The following is a 19,947-nucleotide window of genomic DNA, read 5'->3' as shown; positions in this document are numbered from 1 at the left end:
CTATCGAAACGCCCTGCAAACCACGGCTTTTAAGTTTTTGACAAAAATGTGCAGGGGAAAATATCGTCTCGCCGTCAGCAAAAATAAACCTGGTCTTGTAAAGGTCATCGCAGGCAGGCGATGGGGTGTTCGTGCTGTTTGTGCAGGACGTTTTTATGATATCGTAAATTTGTATCTCGAAATTTAAAAGCTGTTTCAATGTTGTTCTCCGAGGGCAAAGTTTGTGTTATGATCTTAAACGACTATTCTTCCGGCTTATATACTTTTACTAAATTGTAAGAATCATCAAACAAAGTTATTCTGCCACATTTTTCGCAATGCCAAACATTATAGCGAGGATAGGGAATATCCAAAACGTGTATGTATTCGTTTTTCTGTATCTCACACCATTCTCTGTCTGAATAAACATAATATTCCGTATCGTTAGGGTCAAGCTGATTTGTAAGCATATTTCCACATCGACAGTATACTCTCATATTCATTTCTCCTATGCACTATTTATGTTATATATTTACTGTGATTTCAAAATGACGGATAATGTATATCATCTTCAAGAACACCTCTGCCGACAACTTTATTTTCACAGTATACAAGAAAATTTGTCCCCGCAGCATAGTCCTTGTCAAGCAGTCCATATTTTACAAAAGAAAGTATCCCTTTCGAGGTGCATTTATCGACCTTTTCGATAGTGTATAAAGCTGCGGCTATCATCGGCGAAATTGCGATATCATTTTTATCTACAAAACACAGTATTATGACAGTATCTTCTATGATCCAAAAATTAGGGTGTTTGACATTCTTCTGATCCCATACTATTTTATATTTTGCTCTTTTTTCGGGAACATAATGCTTGCTGACTTTAACATATGGGTGGTCGAAACTTCTTATAGTACGGATACCTATATGTGAAGAAACTGTATTTTCATATTTAATAGCTGGCAGTGCGACCAAAGATGCATTGCATAAGGCATTTAACCAGAATTGCCTGCTGTCTTTTTTTAGTTTGATCTCGTGTCCGCACTTTGAACAAAAATCCGTCATAAAACGAAGTTCTCTTCTTTTGAAGTTTATTGGAATTATTGCGCCACACCATGGACATCTTGGTGCAAACATATCAACACCCCCACATTAGTTAATATGCATAGCGCATATTAATTAATTGATCTCCTTTATACCAAAAAATCATTTTTTCATAACACATATTTGAAGTTGAAGGATTGCCCTGTTTTCCAGGTACTTCAACATTCGTAAGCTCAACATCGACTTCAACGTTGTCGTCAAAACCGTCATCGTCGGTATCAGGTTTCATATAATTGGGTTTAATGGGATTGTAGCCTGAATCAACAAGTAATCCGGACATTTCCTCAACATCTGAAAAACAATCGCTGTGCTATCTGATTTCTCCTAAGTGTTTGACAAATAGCTATTCCATTTATTCATATTACTGATTTTAGAATCTATTTTAGATAAAAAATTTGACTTTATAACTTTATCGACAGCAACATAAAAAGTTTCCGTCCTGTTGCCAATGTTATTATAATCCAGCATATATTTTTCTTGTGTATCGGTATTGAAATAGTAAATAAATTCATTACCATTTTGCTGATAAACCCATACCAAATATTCATTGGGATTTATATCATAGCAAAAATAATAACTTGGCAGATAATTGGTATAGTCCTCAAATCCAATGGCATATCTAATCAAATGCTCATTTTCATCGGATATAATCATAGTTTTATCAGGTTGCCAACCTTTATTGCTTTCAATAACTTTGATTGAAATTAAAACATTATTATCAGTTTCAATTTTTTCATTAAACAGTGTTTTTTCATTCTTACCCAAACCAACAATAATGCCTGAAATAATTACTGCAGAAATAATAATGCCGACAACTACCAATACTTTTTTCATACTAAACCTCAATTAGCTAAGTCAAAATAATAATCGCAAAATGCACTTGCAAAACCATATATCATATTTTCAGTTATTAAATTACAAGTAGATGAACTATACACGCAACCAGCAGAAAGAAAATCCATAGGAGGTCAAATATATGATGTAGCAAGTATTTTCAAATCAGATCGTTCATTTGAACCTGTAATATTATATATAAAATCAGAAAACCTTTGCTTGTTGTTCATTTTTATTAAATAATTGTTAAGCAATTCATTTAAGTCCATATTGGGATTATCTTTATACTCATAGTATAAATTAACTGCATCTGCATCAACAATTACATCACTAATTCCGTAATGTGAATTCGAACGATTACCTAAATATGTACTCATTTCCTGATATGCGGCTTCTATACTCATATTATACGCATAGTATTGATCTTTTCCATATAAAATATCTTGATCTATCACTTGTTGTAAGTCCCCTGCCCAACCAGCCATATCATTCATTGAACCATAATAAGTAGAATAAATGGATTTAATATCATTTTTTTCAAAATAAGCATTCATAGTTGCGGCAAGATGTTTTAAATCATACTTTTCGTTCGTCAATGGATCAAAGAGTTCTTCCACAGCATTATCATCTCCAAGGAAGTAATTATATACATCAATATTGTTATCTTTAACATATGCTATAAAATTCTCATTTATATTACCAGCTGTAATGTTCCACTTTGTGCCAATGTATTTAGTGCTGCGTAAAAATTCTAATACAAGTGTTATTTCATCGTCTTTATTTCGTAAATTATTATCTGAGCAGTAATTCTGAGCATATTCACATAGTATATCCAAATATGGAACAAACGAATACACTAATGGATTTAAATCACTTGAATCTACCGTCCCATCCCCATTTGTATCCGGATCAGACGGATCCGACCACATATGATGATAGTATTTGAACGTTGAAGGATTGCCCTGTTTTCCAGGTACTTCAACCTTCGTAAGCTCAACATCGACTTCTTCATTGTCATCAAGGCCGTCATCATCCGTGTCAGCTTTCATATAATCGGTATTAACAATTTTGCAATTTGAGCTTACAATAAGTCCGCTCATTTCTTCAATATTTGTAAAACCGTCACCATCAGTGTCTGTTTCTCCAACAAAGGTCTTAGGACCTATTTCATTGCAGCTTTGATTTATTTCAGCAGCGGTTTTAGCAGAGTATACCTTGCCGCCTGTCAGCTGTGCATAACCTATCAATGCAGCTGTATTAAAATCACCAATACAGAAAAAGTAAATAGGTATCTTGTTATTAATTGCAAGCTTAAGAAATCTACTGTCAACTGATACACTGCTGTCAGTAATAAAAATAATTTTAGAGTTATACCCCATAGCCTCATCATTGAGTATAACTGCTGCCAAACCAATTCCATAACTAGCATTAGCAGTTCTGCTGTAATAAATCGGATCCCATTTCAATGCACTTTTGACACTCGTAAAATCGGTGTTCATTCCACCAGCATTCTGGTAGGTCAAAAAGCTCATAATATCTGAATCCGACATTGAGTCTACAATATTACTAACTATAAGTTCATTTCGATTTGCGTTATTAACATTATATATATTTGAACTTTTTGATATTAATACAGTTGCATTTGGAACATGCTGGCCTTTTGATTCGTTTATTTTAGTGTAAATATCTTGCCATGCTCTATACCATTCTTTTCCGTCAACAATCATATACTTACTGAAGTGTGTAGTCTCCACACTTACAGTTGAATTCTCCTCGTCAAGAATGGTATCCAGTTCAACAAAATTGTCATTTTCTTCATCATACCATAAAAACAGTAGGTTGTCAAACTCAGTATCACCAAGCTTAGACTTATCGATCCCCTGCGAGCGAAGCCCACCAAATACGGTGTGCTTGATTAAAAAAATCCCCCGCCCTTGGCTTCCAAAGCCAAAGGCGGGGAAATTTTATTCTCAAGATAAAAGTCCATTGCAGGGGACTGCGTCCTCGATGTCCCACTCATTTGAAAAATGTTTACAACATTCTGGCGATCATTTTTTCTAGGCAGTATTCTTCAATCTGGGGTAAATTTTTCTTTGATATATTAATACCATACTCTGGCTCAGATTTTTTATTATCATAGGGGTGAAAAACAAAAGCGTTTTTATCAGTGCTTTGCCATGCTGTTGCTGGTATAGCAAAGAGCATAGGGTGTTCGCCGTCTTTAAGAATTATTAACAGTAAAAATAAAAACTCATCAAAGATATTAAAGTACTTCTTTTTCATAAAAACATAACTTGTGTTATCTCTAATGGTTTTAACTTGGAATTTTAAAAAGCCTTTTTTAGATTCTGCTACAAAATCAATGCCGTGATCATCAACTTCTGAAGTGAAGATGCTCATACCATATGATGCAAGTGCCATTTTTGCATAGTATTCTCCAAATCTTCCGAGCTTCTGTTTGTTGAGAGTTTCTTTATTCCAATTCAAATTGTACATATTATGTCCTCCATATATCAAAAAAAGCCCGCAGAAGTCTGCGAGCTTTTTGTGTTGCTACTATAAAATAGATGACAATAAAAATGCCAATTTGACGTCATCTATCAAGCGGTCTTATCCTACCGAGTCAGCTGTCGTTTTATATATTCCTTCCCCTCACACTCCACAAAATCCTTCGCAAACTGCACCGCCTCCGCAAAGCTGTTCTCCAGTATCTCAAACCCCACAGCCGCAGAAAAGTTGTTGATCTCAATACGTTCGGTCTCGTCAGCGAAAACCTGTATCAAAAATCCCTCGCAGATAATATCTCTGCCTTTCTTGTCGACCCTGTGAATGTTGCTGTCAGGTGAGATCTTGATGTAAAATCCTTTGTATCTCATTTGATCACGCTCCTTAAAACTTCATCTGAAGATCATCATCTTCGTCAAGCTCTTCATCTTGAACTTCATCGAAAAGCTGCCCGTAAACCGACCTTTCAAGTGCCGCCCTCAGATAGCTTGTGTCCATACCGTTCGCCTCATATCCCTGCTTTATAACGTTGTAATAGTAACTGGTTGGCGGAGAGATCTGACCTCTGTTCATCAGATACGCCATGCACTCCTTCTTTTCTCCGTTGACGTTGATATCAAACAGCTCCTTGCGGTAAAGATTCGGGAATCCCTCATATCGGTCAAGGCTGTGTTCGTCACGTCCGTCTATCTCCCATATCAGAACGGGTACTTCCGACTTCTCATTCGGTACGATCGTTGCCACACCACGAAATTCAAGTTCATAGCCCTGCATCATTTCTGTGCTTACAACCTTTGAATTCGGACAGCGATGCGCCATCTGTTCAAGGTTGATGTTGCTGCCATAGGCAATGTATAATCTTTTGTATTCCATGTTTTCCTCCTTACATACTCATTTCAAATTCTTCTTCAAATTCGTCACATTCACTTTCTGACGGCTCAATGTGTTCTTCGGGTACATTTTCGACTTGCGTGCTGTTGTCGCTTACAAGCTCGACACGTTGCTCACGGGCGGCTTGCCGCTCCAGCTCACGTTTTTCTTTCAGCTTTGCCCTTGCAGCAATTCCATCCTCAGGGTGCCGCCAGGCAATATCGCCCTCAAGATGTTTCAGAAGATGTGTCCTGCAATTCTTGAATTCTTCACCTATCAGTCCAAGATTCAAAAGCCATACCCTAAAGCTGTACCGCATATTATCACTCTGCGAAACGTGAGGAGAGCAGTATTTCTTGGTCATTGCCGCATTGCTTATGGCTAACGCAAGCACTATCTGACTTCTTACCTCTCCTGCGTGAAGAGAACCGTTGTACGCTCTTATCTCATAATGTCCGTGCTGAAAAAAGCTGTGCAGATTGCAGATCACATATCGGCTGTTTGAATAATGCTGAAACTGCTCGCTCATTCTTCCACGATACCAAAGCCTTTTTATCTCCTCCATATCTTTGGGCTTCTTGCGGTTTATGTCCTCTATGAACTGCTTATTCATCTTGTGACAGTAGCTTTCACGGGCAGATGATACCTGCAAAGCGTCCCATAGAAAATCTTCCTTGCTTGCGAAGATGTTTACAAGATTTCGTATCTGCTGCGGTGTATAATCGTCTGCCGAAATGTGAATGTGCGTGCCTGCACAATATCTCGGACCTGTCACTCCGCCTGCACGGCGTAAGGCTCTCACGACCTCCTGCAAAAGCGGTATGTCTTCATATTCCAGCACAGGAGAATTGAGTTCTACGCTGTATGATTTAGAAGCATGGTCGCCGTCTGCATTATAACATCTTATACTTCCGTCATAAACAACAGACCAATCTCCAGCGATTATATGGCAAGAATATTTGCAGATAAGCTTGACAAAATTCTTGAAGAAAGCGAAAAACAGGACTTTAACAATAGAAATGCAGAAGATATTTTCGAGAAATTTCAATCGTCAAAGGACGCAGCATAGGAGGGGTAAAATGGTAGGATTTTTTATTGGCTTGTTTGTCGGAGCTTTTATCGGCATAACTGTAATGTGCCTTTGTACAGCGGCAGGACAGGCAGATAAGTATGAAAACCGCACAGGAAAGGATAAGTAATTTCGTTAGGTTTGATGATACCATTTCAGAAAAACTTGTGGTATCCTTGTTGGTAAAACGGAGGTGAGAAAATGCCAACAGTAACGATAATACAGCCGACAATATCAGAAGAACAAAACCATAAGCTCCGCTGTGCGGCATACTGCCGTGTGTCATCAAACAGCGAAGATCAGATAAATTCCTTTATGGCTCAGACAAGATACTACGAGAAAGCTTTTGAAAAGTCTGACAGAGAACAGCTTGTTGATATATATGCAGATGAGGGAATAACAGGTACTCGTGAGGACAAACGTGATGAATTTAAGCGAATGATAAGCGACTGTCGGAAAGGTAAAATAGACAGGATATACACAAAGTCTATAAGTCGATTTGCCCGAAACACCAAAGACTGTCTGAAAAACATCAGAGAGCTGAAAAGCTTAGGCATAACGGTGCTGTTTGAAAAAGAGAACATCGAAACTGCCGATATGACTGACGAGATGATGATAACGATTATGGGCGGTCTGGCTCAGGAAGAATCGACTTCTATATCGCAGAATTTGCGGTGGTCTTGCAGAAAAAGAATGGCTAATGGCACATATGAATTATCGTGTCCTCCTTATGGCTACAAAAAAATAAATGGCAAACTTGTTATTTGTCCCGAACAAGCAAAAGTAGTAAAAGAGATATATGATAGTTATCTAAGCGGCATTGGAATGATATCAATAATGAAAAATCTTAATGAACGTAATATCCCCTGCTGTAAAAATAGTGAACGGTGGCATATGATAGGCGTTTCATATATTCTAACAAATGAAAAATATACAGGAAACACACTTCTTCAGAAAACATATTCGACAAACACACTTCCCGTTAGGCGTTTTAAGAATAACGGAAACGCTGATCAATACTACGTTCGTAACACTCATCCTGCAATAATACAACAGGAGACTTTTGATAAAGTACAAAGACTCATATCAGAGAAAAATCAAAAGCAGCCTAGAGGTACGCCACACAATTCAGCCTTACACAAACATATCTTCTGCGGAAGTTGCGGCTCAATACTTATAAGAAAATCTTGCAGAGAAAAATATTATTGGTCGTGCAGAAAACACGATCTTGCAGCGGTTGACTGCCCTACCAAACAAATTTCCGAAGATAAAATCCACTCCGCTTTTATACGTCTGTACAACAAGCTCGTGTATAATTTTAAGCCTGTACTTACACCACTACAGCAAGCCTTGCAGGATCTAAAATACAAAAATACTAAAAGCGGTACGACTATAATTGAAAAGTACAAGGAAATCGCTAAACTGAAAGAACAAACTCACGTTCTCGCAAGGTTGAAAACAAAAGGCTTTCTTGATGAGGCAAAGTATCTTGGACAAACCACAGAGCTTAACTCAAAGATAGCAAAGATCCAGACCGAAATAAAGAAACTGAACGTCAGCGATGAAGAAGATGAGACTCTTGAACAGCTTGATATGCTTATAGGATATTTTGAAAAGCGGCAGAAACTTATGGTAGAATTTGAAGGATCAGCGTTTGAGAGTATTGTCGATAAGATAGTAGTAAAAAATCAGAATGAGCTGGAGTTTCACTTGATTGGTGGATTAGAACTTACGGAAAAAATATGCTCTTGATGTCTTGTATATCAAATTGCAGGGCATATCTTTGTTAGTTATGATACTGGATTTCTACTAAGCCTTGTAGTATCATTGTCGATTGAAAGGAGTGAGTTTATGCCTAAAAACAGAATAATCCCATTCGGATACTGCATGAAAAACGGTGAGATAATAACCGAGCCCAAAGAGCTCTATGCTGTCGTCACAATATTTAATGAGTATTTAAAAGGCAAAAGCTTGTTAGAGATAGCGGCTTTAATGGAAGTACCATACAGCGAAAATTCATCTTGGAACAAGAATATGGTCAAGAGAATAATCGAAAATGACAGATATCTTGGCACAGAGAAGTATCCGCAGATAATTGACAAAGAAACTTTCAAACTTGCAAATGAAAAACGTGTCAGAAAAGCGACTGTATCAATAGGTCAGACCGAGGAAGTCAAACTGCTGAAACAAATAACTTTTTGCAAAGAATGTGGTCAAAAGCTAACACGAACAAAGGAAAACCTGTGGGATTGCAGACGTCCTGAATGTTACCGATTTGATCATCTGCTTACAGATCATATGATACTTAGCGCCGTGCTGAATGTGTTCAACACAGTTATCGCTAACCCGACGCTCATTAATACAGACTGCACGATAAGCACATACTCTCCAAATGCAAAGGTCAGATTTCAGCAAAATGAGATAAATCGAATGACAGATATGGTACATACAGATGAAAAGAAGATCAAAGAAGAGCTTTTCAGACTTGCTCAGCTGAGATATGACTGCTGCACTTATGATGACAGTCAGCCAAAAACAGAACTTTTAAAATCAAGGCTTTGCTGCGAACAACTGAATACACTTGATATTGGCTTATTCAAGGCGTGTGTTTCACGAATATGGATAAGCCATTTTTGTACCATAGAGGTTGAATTTATCAATGGAATGATAATCAAAAATATCACAGAAAGGAATGACAAAAATGCCCACAGCTCCGAATGTAACGGTGATACCTGCGAAAGTGCAGACAGCGGAAAATCGTGATAAATACCACCAGCTAAGAGTAGCGGCATACTGCCGTGTCAGCACAGAACAAGAGGAACAGCAGAACAGCTTTGCGGTTCAGGTCGCTTACTATACAGACCTTATCAACAAGAAAAAGGAATGGACCCTTGCAGGCATATTTGCCGATGAGGGTATCAGCGGAACGCAGACAAAGAAAAGAACAGAATTTAATCGTATGATAAGAATGTGCAAAAAGAAGAAAATAGACCTCATAATTACAAAGTCTATAAGCCGTTTTTCAAGAAACACGGTTGATTGTCTTCAGTACATAAGGCAGCTGAAAGAATTGGGTATTGGCGTTATTTTCGAAAAAGAGAACATAAACACGCTGACAATGACAAGCGAGTTTATGATAGCTTTATACGGCTCGTTTGCACAGGCTGAAAGTGAGTCTATCAGTAAGAACATACTCTGGGGAAAAGAAAAAGCATATAGAGAGGGAAAAGTGCCCTTTCAGTACAAAAAACTGTTAGGATATCGAAAGGGAGCAGACGGCAAGCCTGAGATAGTTCCGGAAGAGGCTGAAACTGTACGATCGATCTTCAATCTTTATCTTGACGGATATACATTACTTAACATCGCTCAGATCTTAATGGATCAAAAAATAACTACAGCAACCGGTAAAAGTGAGTGGACTAAGAGTGCAATTCAGAGCATTCTGAAAAATGAGAAATATGTTGGAGATGCACTTTTACAAAAAACTTTCACGGCCGATTGCATTACACACAAGGTTGTGAAAAATAACGGGGAACGCCCGATGTATCTTGTTACAGACCATCATACTCCCATAATCGACCGTGATACCTTTGATCGTGTACAGCAGGAAATCGCAAGACGAAACTCAAAAAGAAAAATATCCGATCAGACCAAAACTGAGAAAGGAAAATACAGCGGAAAATATGCATTGTCCGAATTGTTGATATGCGGACAATGCGGGACTCCGTACAGACGCAGAATATGGACAAAAAGCGGAAATAAACAAGTGGTCTGGCGGTGTATCAGCCGACTGGAACACGGCAGAAGATACTGTCCCGATTCGCCTACGATCAAGGAAGAAAACCTGCATCGTGGAATTATTCGGGCGATAAATAACTATTACTCTTGCCGTGATGATATTAAGAGAATTTTAAAAGCAAATATCAGCTCTGTTCTGGAATGTCAAGGTCGGGAAGAAATATTAGCCGCAGAAAAGCGACTGAAAGAGATCGACCAAGCAAGAACAGATTTGGTCGGATTGATAGCTTCGGGAGGCTGTGACGAGGACAAACTCGACGGTGAGTTTGCAAAGTTTTATGCCGAGGAACAAGATTTAAATGAACGATTGAAACCCCTCAGATCGCAGAATCAAACCTCTGCCGAAACTCAACAAAAACTTGATAAGGTCACGGAAATGATAGAACACGAAAAATTCGAGCTGGAAACTTTCGATAACGTATTGGTACGAAAGCTTATTGAATGTATAAAAGTGCTGAACAAGAACGAGATATTGGTTATCTTCAAAGGTGGGTATGAGGTCAGGACTGAGATTGAATAATATTAGAGAACGGCTTGCGGAATATCCACAGGCTGTTTTTTGTTGGGAGGTGCAGCATTGTCCAAAAACTTTGAAGGCATAAAAACAAGAAAATTCGGTATAGAGATAGAAATGACAGGACTTACACGAAGTCAGGCGGCAAAAGCTATGGCTAAAGTGCTTGACGGAAGTGTTGAACACGAGGGCGGCAGCTATGATAAATACGTTGTAACAGACGCCAAGAACAGAAAGTGGGCGATAGTTTATGACGGCAGTATCAACTGCTATAACTCAAATGGCGACAGAGCTACCAAGTCTTACAGCGTGGAAATGAACTCTCCTGTGTTGGAATATGGAGACATACCGCTTTTGCAGGAGGTTGTCAGAGCGTTACGCCGTGCAGGTGGGGTAACAGGCCCTCGGTACTGTGCAGGGACGCATATCCATATTTCAGCGGACGATTATACACCACAACAGATACGAAATCTAGTAAACATATTTGCAAGCAAAGAAGATTTTTTGTGGGACGCTTTGCAGGTTTCGTCCGCCCGTGAAGGCTACTGTCGCAAAATGGACAAGGAATTTATCCGAGAGATAAACAAAATGAAACCTAACGATATGGAAATGATAAAGCGGCTTTGGTATCACGGCAGAATGAGCGAGCAGTTTCAGCATTACTCGAACAGCCGATATGTTATCTGCAATCTTCACAGCTTTTTTCAGCACGGACATTACGAGATCCGTGCGTACAATGGTTCACTTCACGCAGGTGAAGTAAGAAGTCAGATAGTGCTTGCGTTAGCCATAAGTAATGCGGCAATGACAAAGAAATACTGCTCTCCTCACGTTTCGCAAAGCGATAATATGCGGTACAGCTTTAGGGTCTGGCTTTTAAATCTTGGACTGATAGGAGATGAATTCAAGAATTGCAGGTCGCATCTGCTGAAACATCTTGAGGGTAACATAGCTTGGCGACACCCGGAGGACGGCATTGCAGCAAGGTCAAAGCTTAAAGAAAAGCGAGAGCTTGAAAAACAAGCGGCTCGTGAGCGGCGTGCCGAGCCTGTAAGCGACAACAGCACACAAGCCGAAAATGTACCCGAAGAAAACAACGAGCCCACAGAGAGCCAATGTGAGGGCGTTGAAGAGGAACTTGAAATGAGTATGTAAAATTGCAAAGGAGTTTTTATGGAATACAAAAGATTATATATCGCCTATGGCAGCAACATCAATTTGGAACAAATGGCAAATCGCTGCCCGAATTCAAAGGTCATCGGCAAAGAAATGCTGAAAGGCTATGAGCTGGAGTTCAGAGGCGTTGCTACCATTGTGCCGAAAGAAAACGCAGAAGTTCCTGTTTTAATATGGGAGATAGACGGACGAGATGAGCACAGTCTTGACAAATATGAGGGCTTTCCGAACTATTACCGAAAAGAGCTTTTTGAGATAGATGTTAATGGCGAAAAGAAAGAGTGTATGGCATATCTGATGAACAGCGGTCACATCTCGCCTCCGATGAGCTATTACTACAACGTTATAAAGCAGGGTTATGAGGCGAACGGTATGGATACTAGCTATCTGAGAGCAGCTCTTGAACGTTCAGTTTGCGAACAGTATTTTGATGAAATTCAAGATGAAGAGCTTGACGAAGATGATGATCTTCAATTGAAGCTTTAAGGAGGTGGTGGAATGAGATACAAGGATTTTTATGTGAGAATTACGCCAGACAAATATATCCCCAGAGTTGACAAAAAAGGTGATAAAATTCTCTGTGAGGGCTTTTTGATACAGATCTTTGCTTATAAAAATGAGCAGGACGAGATCGACAACTTTTCTGCGGCTGTGGGTTTTGAGATACTGGAGAACAGCTTTGCGGAGGCGGTGCAGTTTGCGAAGGATTTTATTGATTGTGAGAACAAAATATATCAGATAGATTCCAACCCGATTGTCACATAGAAAATGTGCATTTTGTGTCTAAAATCTTCACCTTATGCCAAATTCGTTGACAAATTAAATTTACGTAGTTATAATAATATTATAATTCTGCTATAGTGCATTACGTCGAAAAAGCTACTAAATCTTTGTGATTTATGAATTGAAAATGCACCGCAGTATTTCGTTTATTTGAATTAACAGCAAAGAGAGGGCTTGTAATGAATTGGGAAAAGCTTTTGTGTGAAAAACGTCAGACTAGATCTAAATATCCAAGTAAAAAAGATCTTAGCAACGAGTTTCAAAAGGATTATCACAGAATAATATGCAGTGCGTCATTTAGACGTTTGCAGGATAAAACTCAGGTTTTCCCTTTGGATAAAAGTGATTTTGTGTGCACAAGGCTAACCCATTCTCTTGAAGTTTCGTCATTTGCCAAATCATTGGGACAGACTTCTTTTCAGTATTTGATCGACAAAAATATCGATAGTGAACTTACTGTAGTATTCACGTATAATCCTTTATCTTAATAAATGTTTATAATTGGTGAAGGGTGATAATATGATTTTAAAGAAATTAAAATTAAAAAATTTTAGAGGATATACTAACATCGTTGTTGATTTTGATAGTAATATGAATGTTATTATAGGGAAGAATGATGTTGGAAAATCAACAATTTTAGAAGCACTTGAAATTTTCTTTAATTCTGAAAAGGTAAAAATAGATATTGGTGATTTATCTGTTTTTAGTCCAGAACCAATAATTGAAATTGCTTGTTGTTTTGATGTTGGAGATGGAAAAATACTTATTGATGCAACAAATTATTCAACTTGCAAAGATGAATTTCTTCTAAATGATGAGAATCTTTTAGAAGTTAAACATACTTGGAATTGTTCTAAAGGAAAAATAACTGCTAGCAGCCAAAAAACATATATAGTTGCTGTGTATCCTACTAAATATAGTACGCCATTAATACAAGAGAAAATAGCAACTTTGCAGAAACTATATGATGCATATAAGGATGATCCTATATATGTTCCTGAAACAAGAACGAAGTCGGCTGAGTTAAGAAAAGCAATTTATGCAAAAGAACTCACAAATCCAATTGAGTTAGCTCTTACTGATATAGATATTACTAAAGAAGACGGTAAGAAGATTTGGGAAAGTATAAGCAAACAATTACCAATATATTGCCTTTTTGAATCTGATAGAAAGAATACCGATAAGGATGCAGAAATACAAGATCCATTAAAAGCCGTTACAAAATCCGTGGTTGCAGATATGGAAGATCAAATTATGCAAATGCAGAATGAAGTAAAAGAGAAAGTGGAGGAAATAGGAAGAAAAACTATCCAAAAACTATCAGAATTAGATTCGAGTATAGCTCAAAATATTCAGCCACTGGTGACGTTAAAACCGATTGATTCTTCTTTCAGTTTTGATTTAGTATCTGATAACGATATTCCTCTTAATAAGCGAGGTAGTGGAGTAAGGCGGTTAATACTTCTTAGTTATTTTAGGGCGGATGCTGAAGAAAAATTAAGAGAAAATTATGATCGTCAGATGATTTATGCAATCGAAGAACCTGAGACTAGTCAGCATCCTGATTATCAACGCATGATTATTACAACATTATTGGAACTATCAGAGAAAGACACCCATCAAATTATAGTGACTAGTCATACTCCAGAAATTGCAAAAATGGTAGATATCAATCAACTGATTTTTATAAAAAAGGACGAACATGGAATTCCTCAGATTGAAAAAGACAATGATATTAAGGTAAAAGGAATCGCTAAATCACTTGGTATTTTGCCATATGCTAAAACAAAAACAGTAATATATGTAGAAGGAACTAACGATGTTAATTTTCTGATAAATATTAATCAAAATATATCAGAACTAAAATCTATAATTGATCTATTAGATACGGATATTTCTATAGTTCCTTTAAATGGTAGTCGCTTAATTGATTGGATTAATAAAGATTATTTTAGTGAGACATCAGTAAATGAAATTTACATAGTTGATAATGATGTAGAGAAGTATAGTAAACTTATAGATGATATAGAAATCGAAAATGATGGTAGAAGATTTGGCTGGCATACGTTATTGCCGGAAATAGAGAACTATATTTCACCAGAGTTAATAGAAAATGAATTTAATATTGAGCTATCAAAATATAAAGAAAATTGGTCAACTACAGATATTCCAAAATTATTAGTTGATTTGATTAAACAAGAGATAAAGGATGTGAAAATTCGCGAGAATGTGATTAAGCAGATATTAAATAATGGAGTCTCGAAAAGAATAACAAAAGAAATTTTATTAAAAATGGACCTTTGGGATGAGATTGAGAACTGGTTCAAAAAAATTAGAGATATAAATAATGGCACATATGTGAAAAAGAAATTCTTATGTTAATTAAAGAGTCATATTTAAACTTTAATTTAATTATTTTGATAAAAATCTATCATATATTTAGTCATAGTTAACGTTATTAATGCAGCATTATTTACATTTGAATCTTTTCCAAAAATGATTTTAGAGATTTTTTATTCGTATAAAGTGTTGCAAGGTATATAAAGGAGGAGTTTTGCATGATATATTCTGGAATAATAAAATATGAAGATGCAGACATCGCATTTCAATTTGACGAGCTCAAACTTACGCTATATCCTACATATGAACTCTTTAATAAAATTACAATGTATCAAATTGAAAATGCTTCATGTTGTACATGTGAAAAAAAGCCTATTTCCGATGGCTGTTTGAAAGGAAAAGTTAATGGACAATCCCAAATTATTCATTTCTTTTTTGATCCAATGGGATATGGAACATCAATAAAAAATTTTATCGAATGCGAAATCACCATTTATGTCCATACATTTACGAAATACAACTGTGATTTTCCCTTCCCAGTTAAAAATGTTAGTTTACAATTTGAATCTCAGCAAATCCATAAGTATTTGGGATTAGTTCCTAAATACGAAATATCACACGATATGTCGCAAGGTATTTGTGGAACAATTAGTTGTAATACAGAAACAACCAAATATGTTTCACGTGGAATTATGGCCGGAACTGAATTATCTATCTTCCCAGCATTTAAATGTTCTTGGAGTGAAACAAGTTTTAAGTTCTTTCCTGAACTCTTTATACAAATATCAGAAATCAAAGACGAAAAGCATTTATTATCGATATATGATGCAATAAGAAAATTCATAAAATATACTTCCATGCGTACAGATATAGAGCCTGACTCTTTCTTTATTCATATAGGGGAAAAAATAAAAGGAGAAATCTGTTCAATAAAAACTATTAAGTGTGATAAAGAAAAAGAAGATTGCAATTCTATTTATAGAGGATTTGTACCTTGGCAAATTCTTCATAGACACGCAATTAATATCTTAGAAAAAATATATCTAAATGATTGGTATTTAGATAATTTACCAAGTAATAAAAACGAACGAATTGTTGTCAGTGATATAACCATATCCAAAGATGCAGCAGCTTTTGAAAATGAGTTTTCAAAATGTTTCCCGCAAGGCTTACCTACACATAGTGAAAAACGTATTCTCGCTGAAACTGAAGTTGAAAAAGAAATTGTCCCACTTTTTGAGGCAGCACAAGGTAGAAAGAAGAAGATTTATAAAGGTTTCATTTCACATATTCGAAATGATGCTCTAGCTGATAAGATTGAATACTGTTTGAATGAATATGAGGTATGCATTGAATGGCTAAAAACAAAAATTGCTAAGGAATTATCAAATGAAGAAATTGCTGACAAATGTGTTAGTATCCGAAATGACATAGATCACGGCAACAAAAAAATAAACTTGGACAATGATATTGCAATAGCATATATTATTCTCCGTGGTTTGATTTATGCTATGCAATTAAAACGTATAGGATATGAAACTGAAGAAATCGCCGCATCTGTAAAAAATTTATTTTATATAAAAGGACTCGCTCCATAAGAATACGGCTATTTATTTAAGCTTTTCTAAATTATAATCTCGAAATAAACTGATGTGAATTATAAAATCATAATATGTAGAAGACAACTATTGATAGAAATGGTTATCTCGTTACTAACCATGAATTTGAAACATACTTTAACCATGTCAATGATTTCTACAGATTTGAGCTAAACAGAGTTTTGTGATTGGGCAATGAAATTTTAGCAAATTAACGATGGATTCTATTTAATGGATGAACAATAGAATCAATAAATATTCTCATTTATTACAACTTTTGCTCTATGCACGACCACAAAGCATAGCCTTGCAAAATACATATTCTGCCATCAGTATAACGCTCAAAAAACAGCTAGGTGCTCTCGGTAGAGCAGATCATCTTTTATTTTGCAGTAGATGATTTTCACTTAATCCTTAACCAGGTACTCTACATATATTCTATAATTCCACCATACCGCAGAAACGGCTCGCAACTCGCCTTTCGTGGCTCAGCGGGCTTTGCTATGTCGGGCAATCGCATATCCATTTGGTATCAATATGACAAAAAGCTCGCAGACTTCTGCGGGCTTTTTTTGTTTTATCTTGACAGGTATGACTGCGATATGATATAATCGAAAAAATCAGAATGTCATGGGGTGGTAGAGTTTATGAAAAGGCACGTTTTGATACTTTTTGCGGTTGTCATTTTCACGCTTACACTTGCCGGCTGCTCGTCTAAATATGATGCTGAGGACTTTATCGGAAGCATTCCTAGTTTTTTCATAACCCTGTAAAGACTTTCAAGACAGCGTGTATACCCTTGTTTCCTGAGACGATGCCATAGTTCGGGAAGCTCAAGTGTCGGGTTCCGTTTGTGATACCTTTTGATAAGATCTATTTCTTCCTTGGTATGCTCATTGGGATGATGATGCGGTCGGCGTGATTTAACTGCAAGGGACTCCACACTTCCGTCCCAGCGTTTCAGCCAGAAATATATATATGAACGTGATTTATTGTATTTTCTGCTCGCTCGGCTCACTCCATATTTCTTTGCGTAATTCATTAAGGATTGACGAAACTTCATATCTTGTGTTATAGTTTAGATATTAGAGTGATTGTTGAACCAGGCGGTGAAGGGATAGTAACTGGCTTTCCTATTAATCGCTAATTATGAGAGGAGATTAAAATGGTAAAAGACGCATATGATATGTTCTTCAAAAATATCTCTATGCAATTTCATGACGACTCTCTTGTGAATGCTCTTGTGGAAGATGCTGAAGAACTGGCGAAATATGGAGAAAAACGGGTGGCTCTTGAAAATTTTTTGGAGAACGTTTTAGCTAATGAGGTTACGATTTCAAAAGAAGCTGTCACTTTAGCAGAAAAAGCATTCAGTGATGCTCCAAATGATTATGATATAGAGCTAATAAACGAACTGAAAAAAACCGATGTTACGTAAGGGGATGATTTGGATGCCAATGGACAAAAAAGATCAACTTGCAGAATTAATTTCAAATGCGGAAACTTCCTTTTATAATGGGCAATTACAAGAGGCGTTCAGTCTTTCTTTATCAGCTATAAAACTCGATGAGAACTGTGCAGATGCGTATCAGTGTGCTGCAAATGTTTGTATGTCACTCAGCAGATACGAAGATGCAATTGAGTATTATCAAAAAGTTCAAATATATATAATGTTAATAACGCAAATCGAAATGAACTTATAGTTAGTAATATTGTAGACTCAATGTCGGATTCAGATATTATGAGCTTTTTGACCTACCAGAATGCTGGTGGAATGAACACCGATTTTACGAGTGTCAAAAGTGCGTTGAAATGGGATCCGATTTATTACAGCAGAACTGCTAATGCTAGTTATGGAATTGGTTTAGCAGCAGTTATACTCAATGATGAGGCTATGGGGTATAACTCTAAAATTGTTTTTATTACTGACAGCAGTGTATCAGTTGACAGTAGATTTCTTAAGTTTGCAATTAATAACAAGATACCTATTTACTTTTTCTGTATTGGTGATTTTAATACAGCTGCATTGATAGGTTATGCACAGCTGACAGGCGGCAAGGTATACTCTGCTAAAACCGCTGCTGAAATAAATCAAAGCTGCAATGAAATAGGTCCTAAGACCTTTGTTGGAGAAACAGACACTGATGGTGACGGTTTTACAAATATTGAAGAAATGAGCGGACTTATTGTAAGCTCAAATTGCAAAATTGTTAATACCGATTATATGAAAGCTGACACGGATGATGACGGCCTTGATGACAATGAAGAAGTCGATGTTGAACTTACGAAGGTTGAAGTACCTGGAAAGCAGGGCAATCCTTCAACGTTCAAATACTATCATCATATGAATTCTGATCCCTCTAAAGCTGATACTGATGGGGATGGGCTGGACGATATGGAAGATTTTGATCCAATCAAACCTCTATCGAATGATGAACGAAATATATATGACTTTTTCAATAATGCAGAAGATTATGAAATAAGATATGTACTTGAAAATCCTTGGATACAGCAGTTAGGTACGCTCAAAAGCATAGAATGTGTTAAAATTTGCAGGAAACATTTAGTTGATCGAGACCTTAAGAAAATCGAAAATGAGATGATTACTGCAGGTATAATGTCAAATCCAAAAAACGGAAAGCCTATAGATAAAATAATGCAATTTTTGTGCGGACATTATGGGAACCCTTCCACAATGCTGTTCTCCGAGTATGAATTGTATAAAAATAATATGAGCTTCTCTCAACTCATTGAACTGTCTTGGAATGTATGGAGCAATGATATGAAAATGGTTGCTCAAATATGGCTGTTTAATGTTTCCAGTTTGATTCAGCAAGGTTGGGCTGAATGGGATTATTCTTCAGATTATAAGTTGTCTTTAGAACAAGAACGGACATTAGGTAATGTCGTCAATGCAAAAAGAATGGGTTTATTAAGAGGTGATACAAAAAGATTAAATGCTAATGAAAGGAAAGTTGTTGGTGAATTATTAGAGGAAGGTAGATCAATTGAAGTGTTGCCAGAAGGTGTGACAAGTTCTCCTGATTTTGTGGTGGATGGTTTGAAAACAGAACTAAAAACTCTTAAAAATCACAATTTGAATACCACATTAAGTAAAATTGATAAAGCTTTTGGCAAACAAGGAGCTGACGCTTTAATTTATGATGTTCGTCCTGGTGGACTTACAAAATTAGAAGTCGAACAAATATATCATCGTGTATGTGGTAAATATAACGGTGGTATTCCTGGCATAATTGAATTTTGGACAATAGAAGGAAAAGTAATATATAATACATAGGAGGGATGAAAATGAGAGTATATTGTCGATGTGGAAATATGCTTACAAATCAGCTTGACCCTAACGATACGGAATATTATGT

22 protein-coding genes and 1 pseudogene are annotated in these 19,947 nt (G+C 36.7%); 13 read left to right on the top strand and 10 right to left on the bottom strand.

Features of this window, described 5'->3' with window-relative positions:
* The 10 genes from DW938_RS13165 to DW938_RS13120 form a co-directional block, all read right to left on the bottom strand.
* A partial coding sequence (locus DW938_RS13165) for a hypothetical protein (RefSeq protein ID WP_147342396.1) occupies positions 1-199 on the bottom strand: 199 nt, incomplete at its 3' end.
* A gap of 43 nt (positions 200-242) precedes the next feature.
* On the bottom strand, positions 243-476 hold the full coding sequence (locus DW938_RS13160) for a hypothetical protein (protein WP_038670746.1): 234 nt from the start codon (positions 474-476) through the stop codon (positions 243-245).
* A 46-nt stretch (positions 477-522) separates the two neighbouring features.
* On the bottom strand, positions 523-1,113 hold the full coding sequence (locus tag DW938_RS13155) for a hypothetical protein (RefSeq protein ID WP_117878937.1): 591 nt from the start codon (positions 1,111-1,113) through the stop codon (positions 523-525).
* A 19-nt stretch (positions 1,114-1,132) separates the two neighbouring features.
* Positions 1,133-1,360, bottom strand: a complete 228-nt coding sequence (locus DW938_RS13150) for a hypothetical protein (protein WP_117878934.1) — start codon at positions 1,358-1,360, stop codon at positions 1,133-1,135.
* A gap of 44 nt (positions 1,361-1,404) precedes the next feature.
* Positions 1,405-1,914: a hypothetical protein gene (locus DW938_RS13145; protein WP_022287857.1), complete on the bottom strand. Its 510-nt coding sequence runs from the start codon at positions 1,912-1,914 to the stop codon at positions 1,405-1,407.
* Between the two features lie 134 nt (positions 1,915-2,048).
* Positions 2,049-3,668 (bottom strand): hypothetical protein, encoded by a 1,620-nt coding sequence (locus DW938_RS13140; protein WP_118125361.1) that lies wholly within the window; start codon positions 3,666-3,668, stop codon positions 2,049-2,051.
* A 277-nt stretch (positions 3,669-3,945) separates the two neighbouring features.
* Positions 3,946-4,410, bottom strand: coding sequence for a hypothetical protein (locus tag DW938_RS13135; RefSeq protein WP_118125359.1), 465 nt, complete (start codon positions 4,408-4,410; stop codon positions 3,946-3,948).
* Between the two features lie 119 nt (positions 4,411-4,529).
* Complete coding sequence (locus DW938_RS13130; RefSeq protein WP_118125357.1) at positions 4,530-4,790, bottom strand: hypothetical protein; 261 nt, start codon at positions 4,788-4,790, stop codon at positions 4,530-4,532.
* 13 nt (positions 4,791-4,803) lie between these two features.
* The gene (locus DW938_RS13125) at positions 4,804-5,292 is read right to left on the bottom strand and encodes a gamma-glutamylcyclotransferase family protein (protein ID WP_118125355.1); all 489 of its coding nucleotides are present in this window, start codon (positions 5,290-5,292) and stop codon (positions 4,804-4,806) included.
* A gap of 10 nt (positions 5,293-5,302) precedes the next feature.
* Complete coding sequence (locus DW938_RS13120; protein ID WP_118125353.1) at positions 5,303-6,337, bottom strand: amidoligase family protein; 1,035 nt, start codon at positions 6,335-6,337, stop codon at positions 5,303-5,305.
* Positions 6,338-6,368: 31 nt separating this feature from the next.
* Here DW938_RS13120 and DW938_RS13115 point away from each other — a divergent pair, with 31 nt between their 5' ends.
* The 13 genes and pseudogenes from DW938_RS13115 (at position 6,369) to DW938_RS13055 (ending at position 19,865) form a co-directional block, all read left to right on the top strand.
* Positions 6,369-6,488 carry a DUF3789 domain-containing protein gene (locus DW938_RS13115; RefSeq protein WP_118125351.1) on the top strand — a complete coding sequence of 40 codons (120 nt, stop codon included), beginning with the start codon at positions 6,369-6,371 and terminating at the stop codon, positions 6,486-6,488.
* Between the two features lie 71 nt (positions 6,489-6,559).
* Entirely contained in the window at positions 6,560-8,110 is a 1,551-nt protein-coding gene (locus tag DW938_RS13110) for a recombinase family protein (protein ID WP_118125349.1), read from the top strand.
* 99 nt (positions 8,111-8,209) lie between these two features.
* Positions 8,210-9,121, top strand: a complete 912-nt coding sequence (locus DW938_RS13105) for a recombinase family protein (protein WP_118125347.1) — start codon at positions 8,210-8,212, stop codon at positions 9,119-9,121.
* Positions 9,060-10,676, top strand: coding sequence for a recombinase family protein (locus DW938_RS13100; RefSeq protein WP_242992554.1), 1,617 nt, complete (start codon positions 9,060-9,062; stop codon positions 10,674-10,676). Before DW938_RS13105 ends, DW938_RS13100 begins: the two co-directional genes overlap by 62 nt.
* Before the next feature lie 57 nt (positions 10,677-10,733).
* On the top strand, positions 10,734-11,825 hold the full coding sequence (locus DW938_RS13095) for an amidoligase family protein (protein ID WP_118125343.1): 1,092 nt from the start codon (positions 10,734-10,736) through the stop codon (positions 11,823-11,825).
* Positions 11,826-11,843: 18 nt separating this feature from the next.
* Positions 11,844-12,332, top strand: coding sequence for a gamma-glutamylcyclotransferase family protein (locus tag DW938_RS13090; RefSeq protein WP_118125341.1), 489 nt, complete (start codon positions 11,844-11,846; stop codon positions 12,330-12,332).
* A 12-nt stretch (positions 12,333-12,344) separates the two neighbouring features.
* On the top strand, positions 12,345-12,611 hold the full coding sequence (locus tag DW938_RS13085; RefSeq protein WP_118125339.1) for a hypothetical protein: 267 nt from the start codon (positions 12,345-12,347) through the stop codon (positions 12,609-12,611).
* Between the two features lie 197 nt (positions 12,612-12,808).
* Positions 12,809-13,039, top strand: a pseudogene (locus DW938_RS13080) (deoxyguanosinetriphosphate triphosphohydrolase); the annotation flags it as partial.
* Between the two features lie 109 nt (positions 13,040-13,148).
* Positions 13,149-15,011 (top strand): ATP-binding protein, encoded by a 1,863-nt coding sequence (locus tag DW938_RS13075; protein WP_118125337.1) that lies wholly within the window; start codon positions 13,149-13,151, stop codon positions 15,009-15,011.
* 176 nt (positions 15,012-15,187) lie between these two features.
* Complete coding sequence (locus DW938_RS13070) at positions 15,188-16,567, top strand: HEPN domain-containing protein (RefSeq protein WP_118059851.1); 1,380 nt, start codon at positions 15,188-15,190, stop codon at positions 16,565-16,567.
* Between the two features lie 1,165 nt (positions 16,568-17,732).
* On the top strand, positions 17,733-18,005 hold the full coding sequence (locus tag DW938_RS13065; RefSeq protein ID WP_117781655.1) for a hypothetical protein: 273 nt from the start codon (positions 17,733-17,735) through the stop codon (positions 18,003-18,005).
* A gap of 19 nt (positions 18,006-18,024) precedes the next feature.
* Positions 18,025-18,270 (top strand): hypothetical protein, encoded by a 246-nt coding sequence (locus DW938_RS13060; protein WP_147342394.1) that lies wholly within the window; start codon positions 18,025-18,027, stop codon positions 18,268-18,270.
* A 71-nt stretch (positions 18,271-18,341) separates the two neighbouring features.
* The gene (locus tag DW938_RS13055; protein WP_207660713.1) at positions 18,342-19,865 is read left to right on the top strand and encodes a hypothetical protein; all 1,524 of its coding nucleotides are present in this window, start codon (positions 18,342-18,344) and stop codon (positions 19,863-19,865) included.
* Positions 19,866-19,947 lie beyond the last annotated feature (82 nt).

This window comes from Ruminococcus sp. AM43-6, from assembly GCF_003461785.1.
In the GTDB taxonomy this organism is placed as follows: domain Bacteria; phylum Bacillota; class Clostridia; order Oscillospirales; family Ruminococcaceae; genus Hominimerdicola; species Hominimerdicola aceti.
Note: the sequence above shows the minus strand (reverse complement) of the source record. Positions and strands in the feature narration are given on the sequence as shown.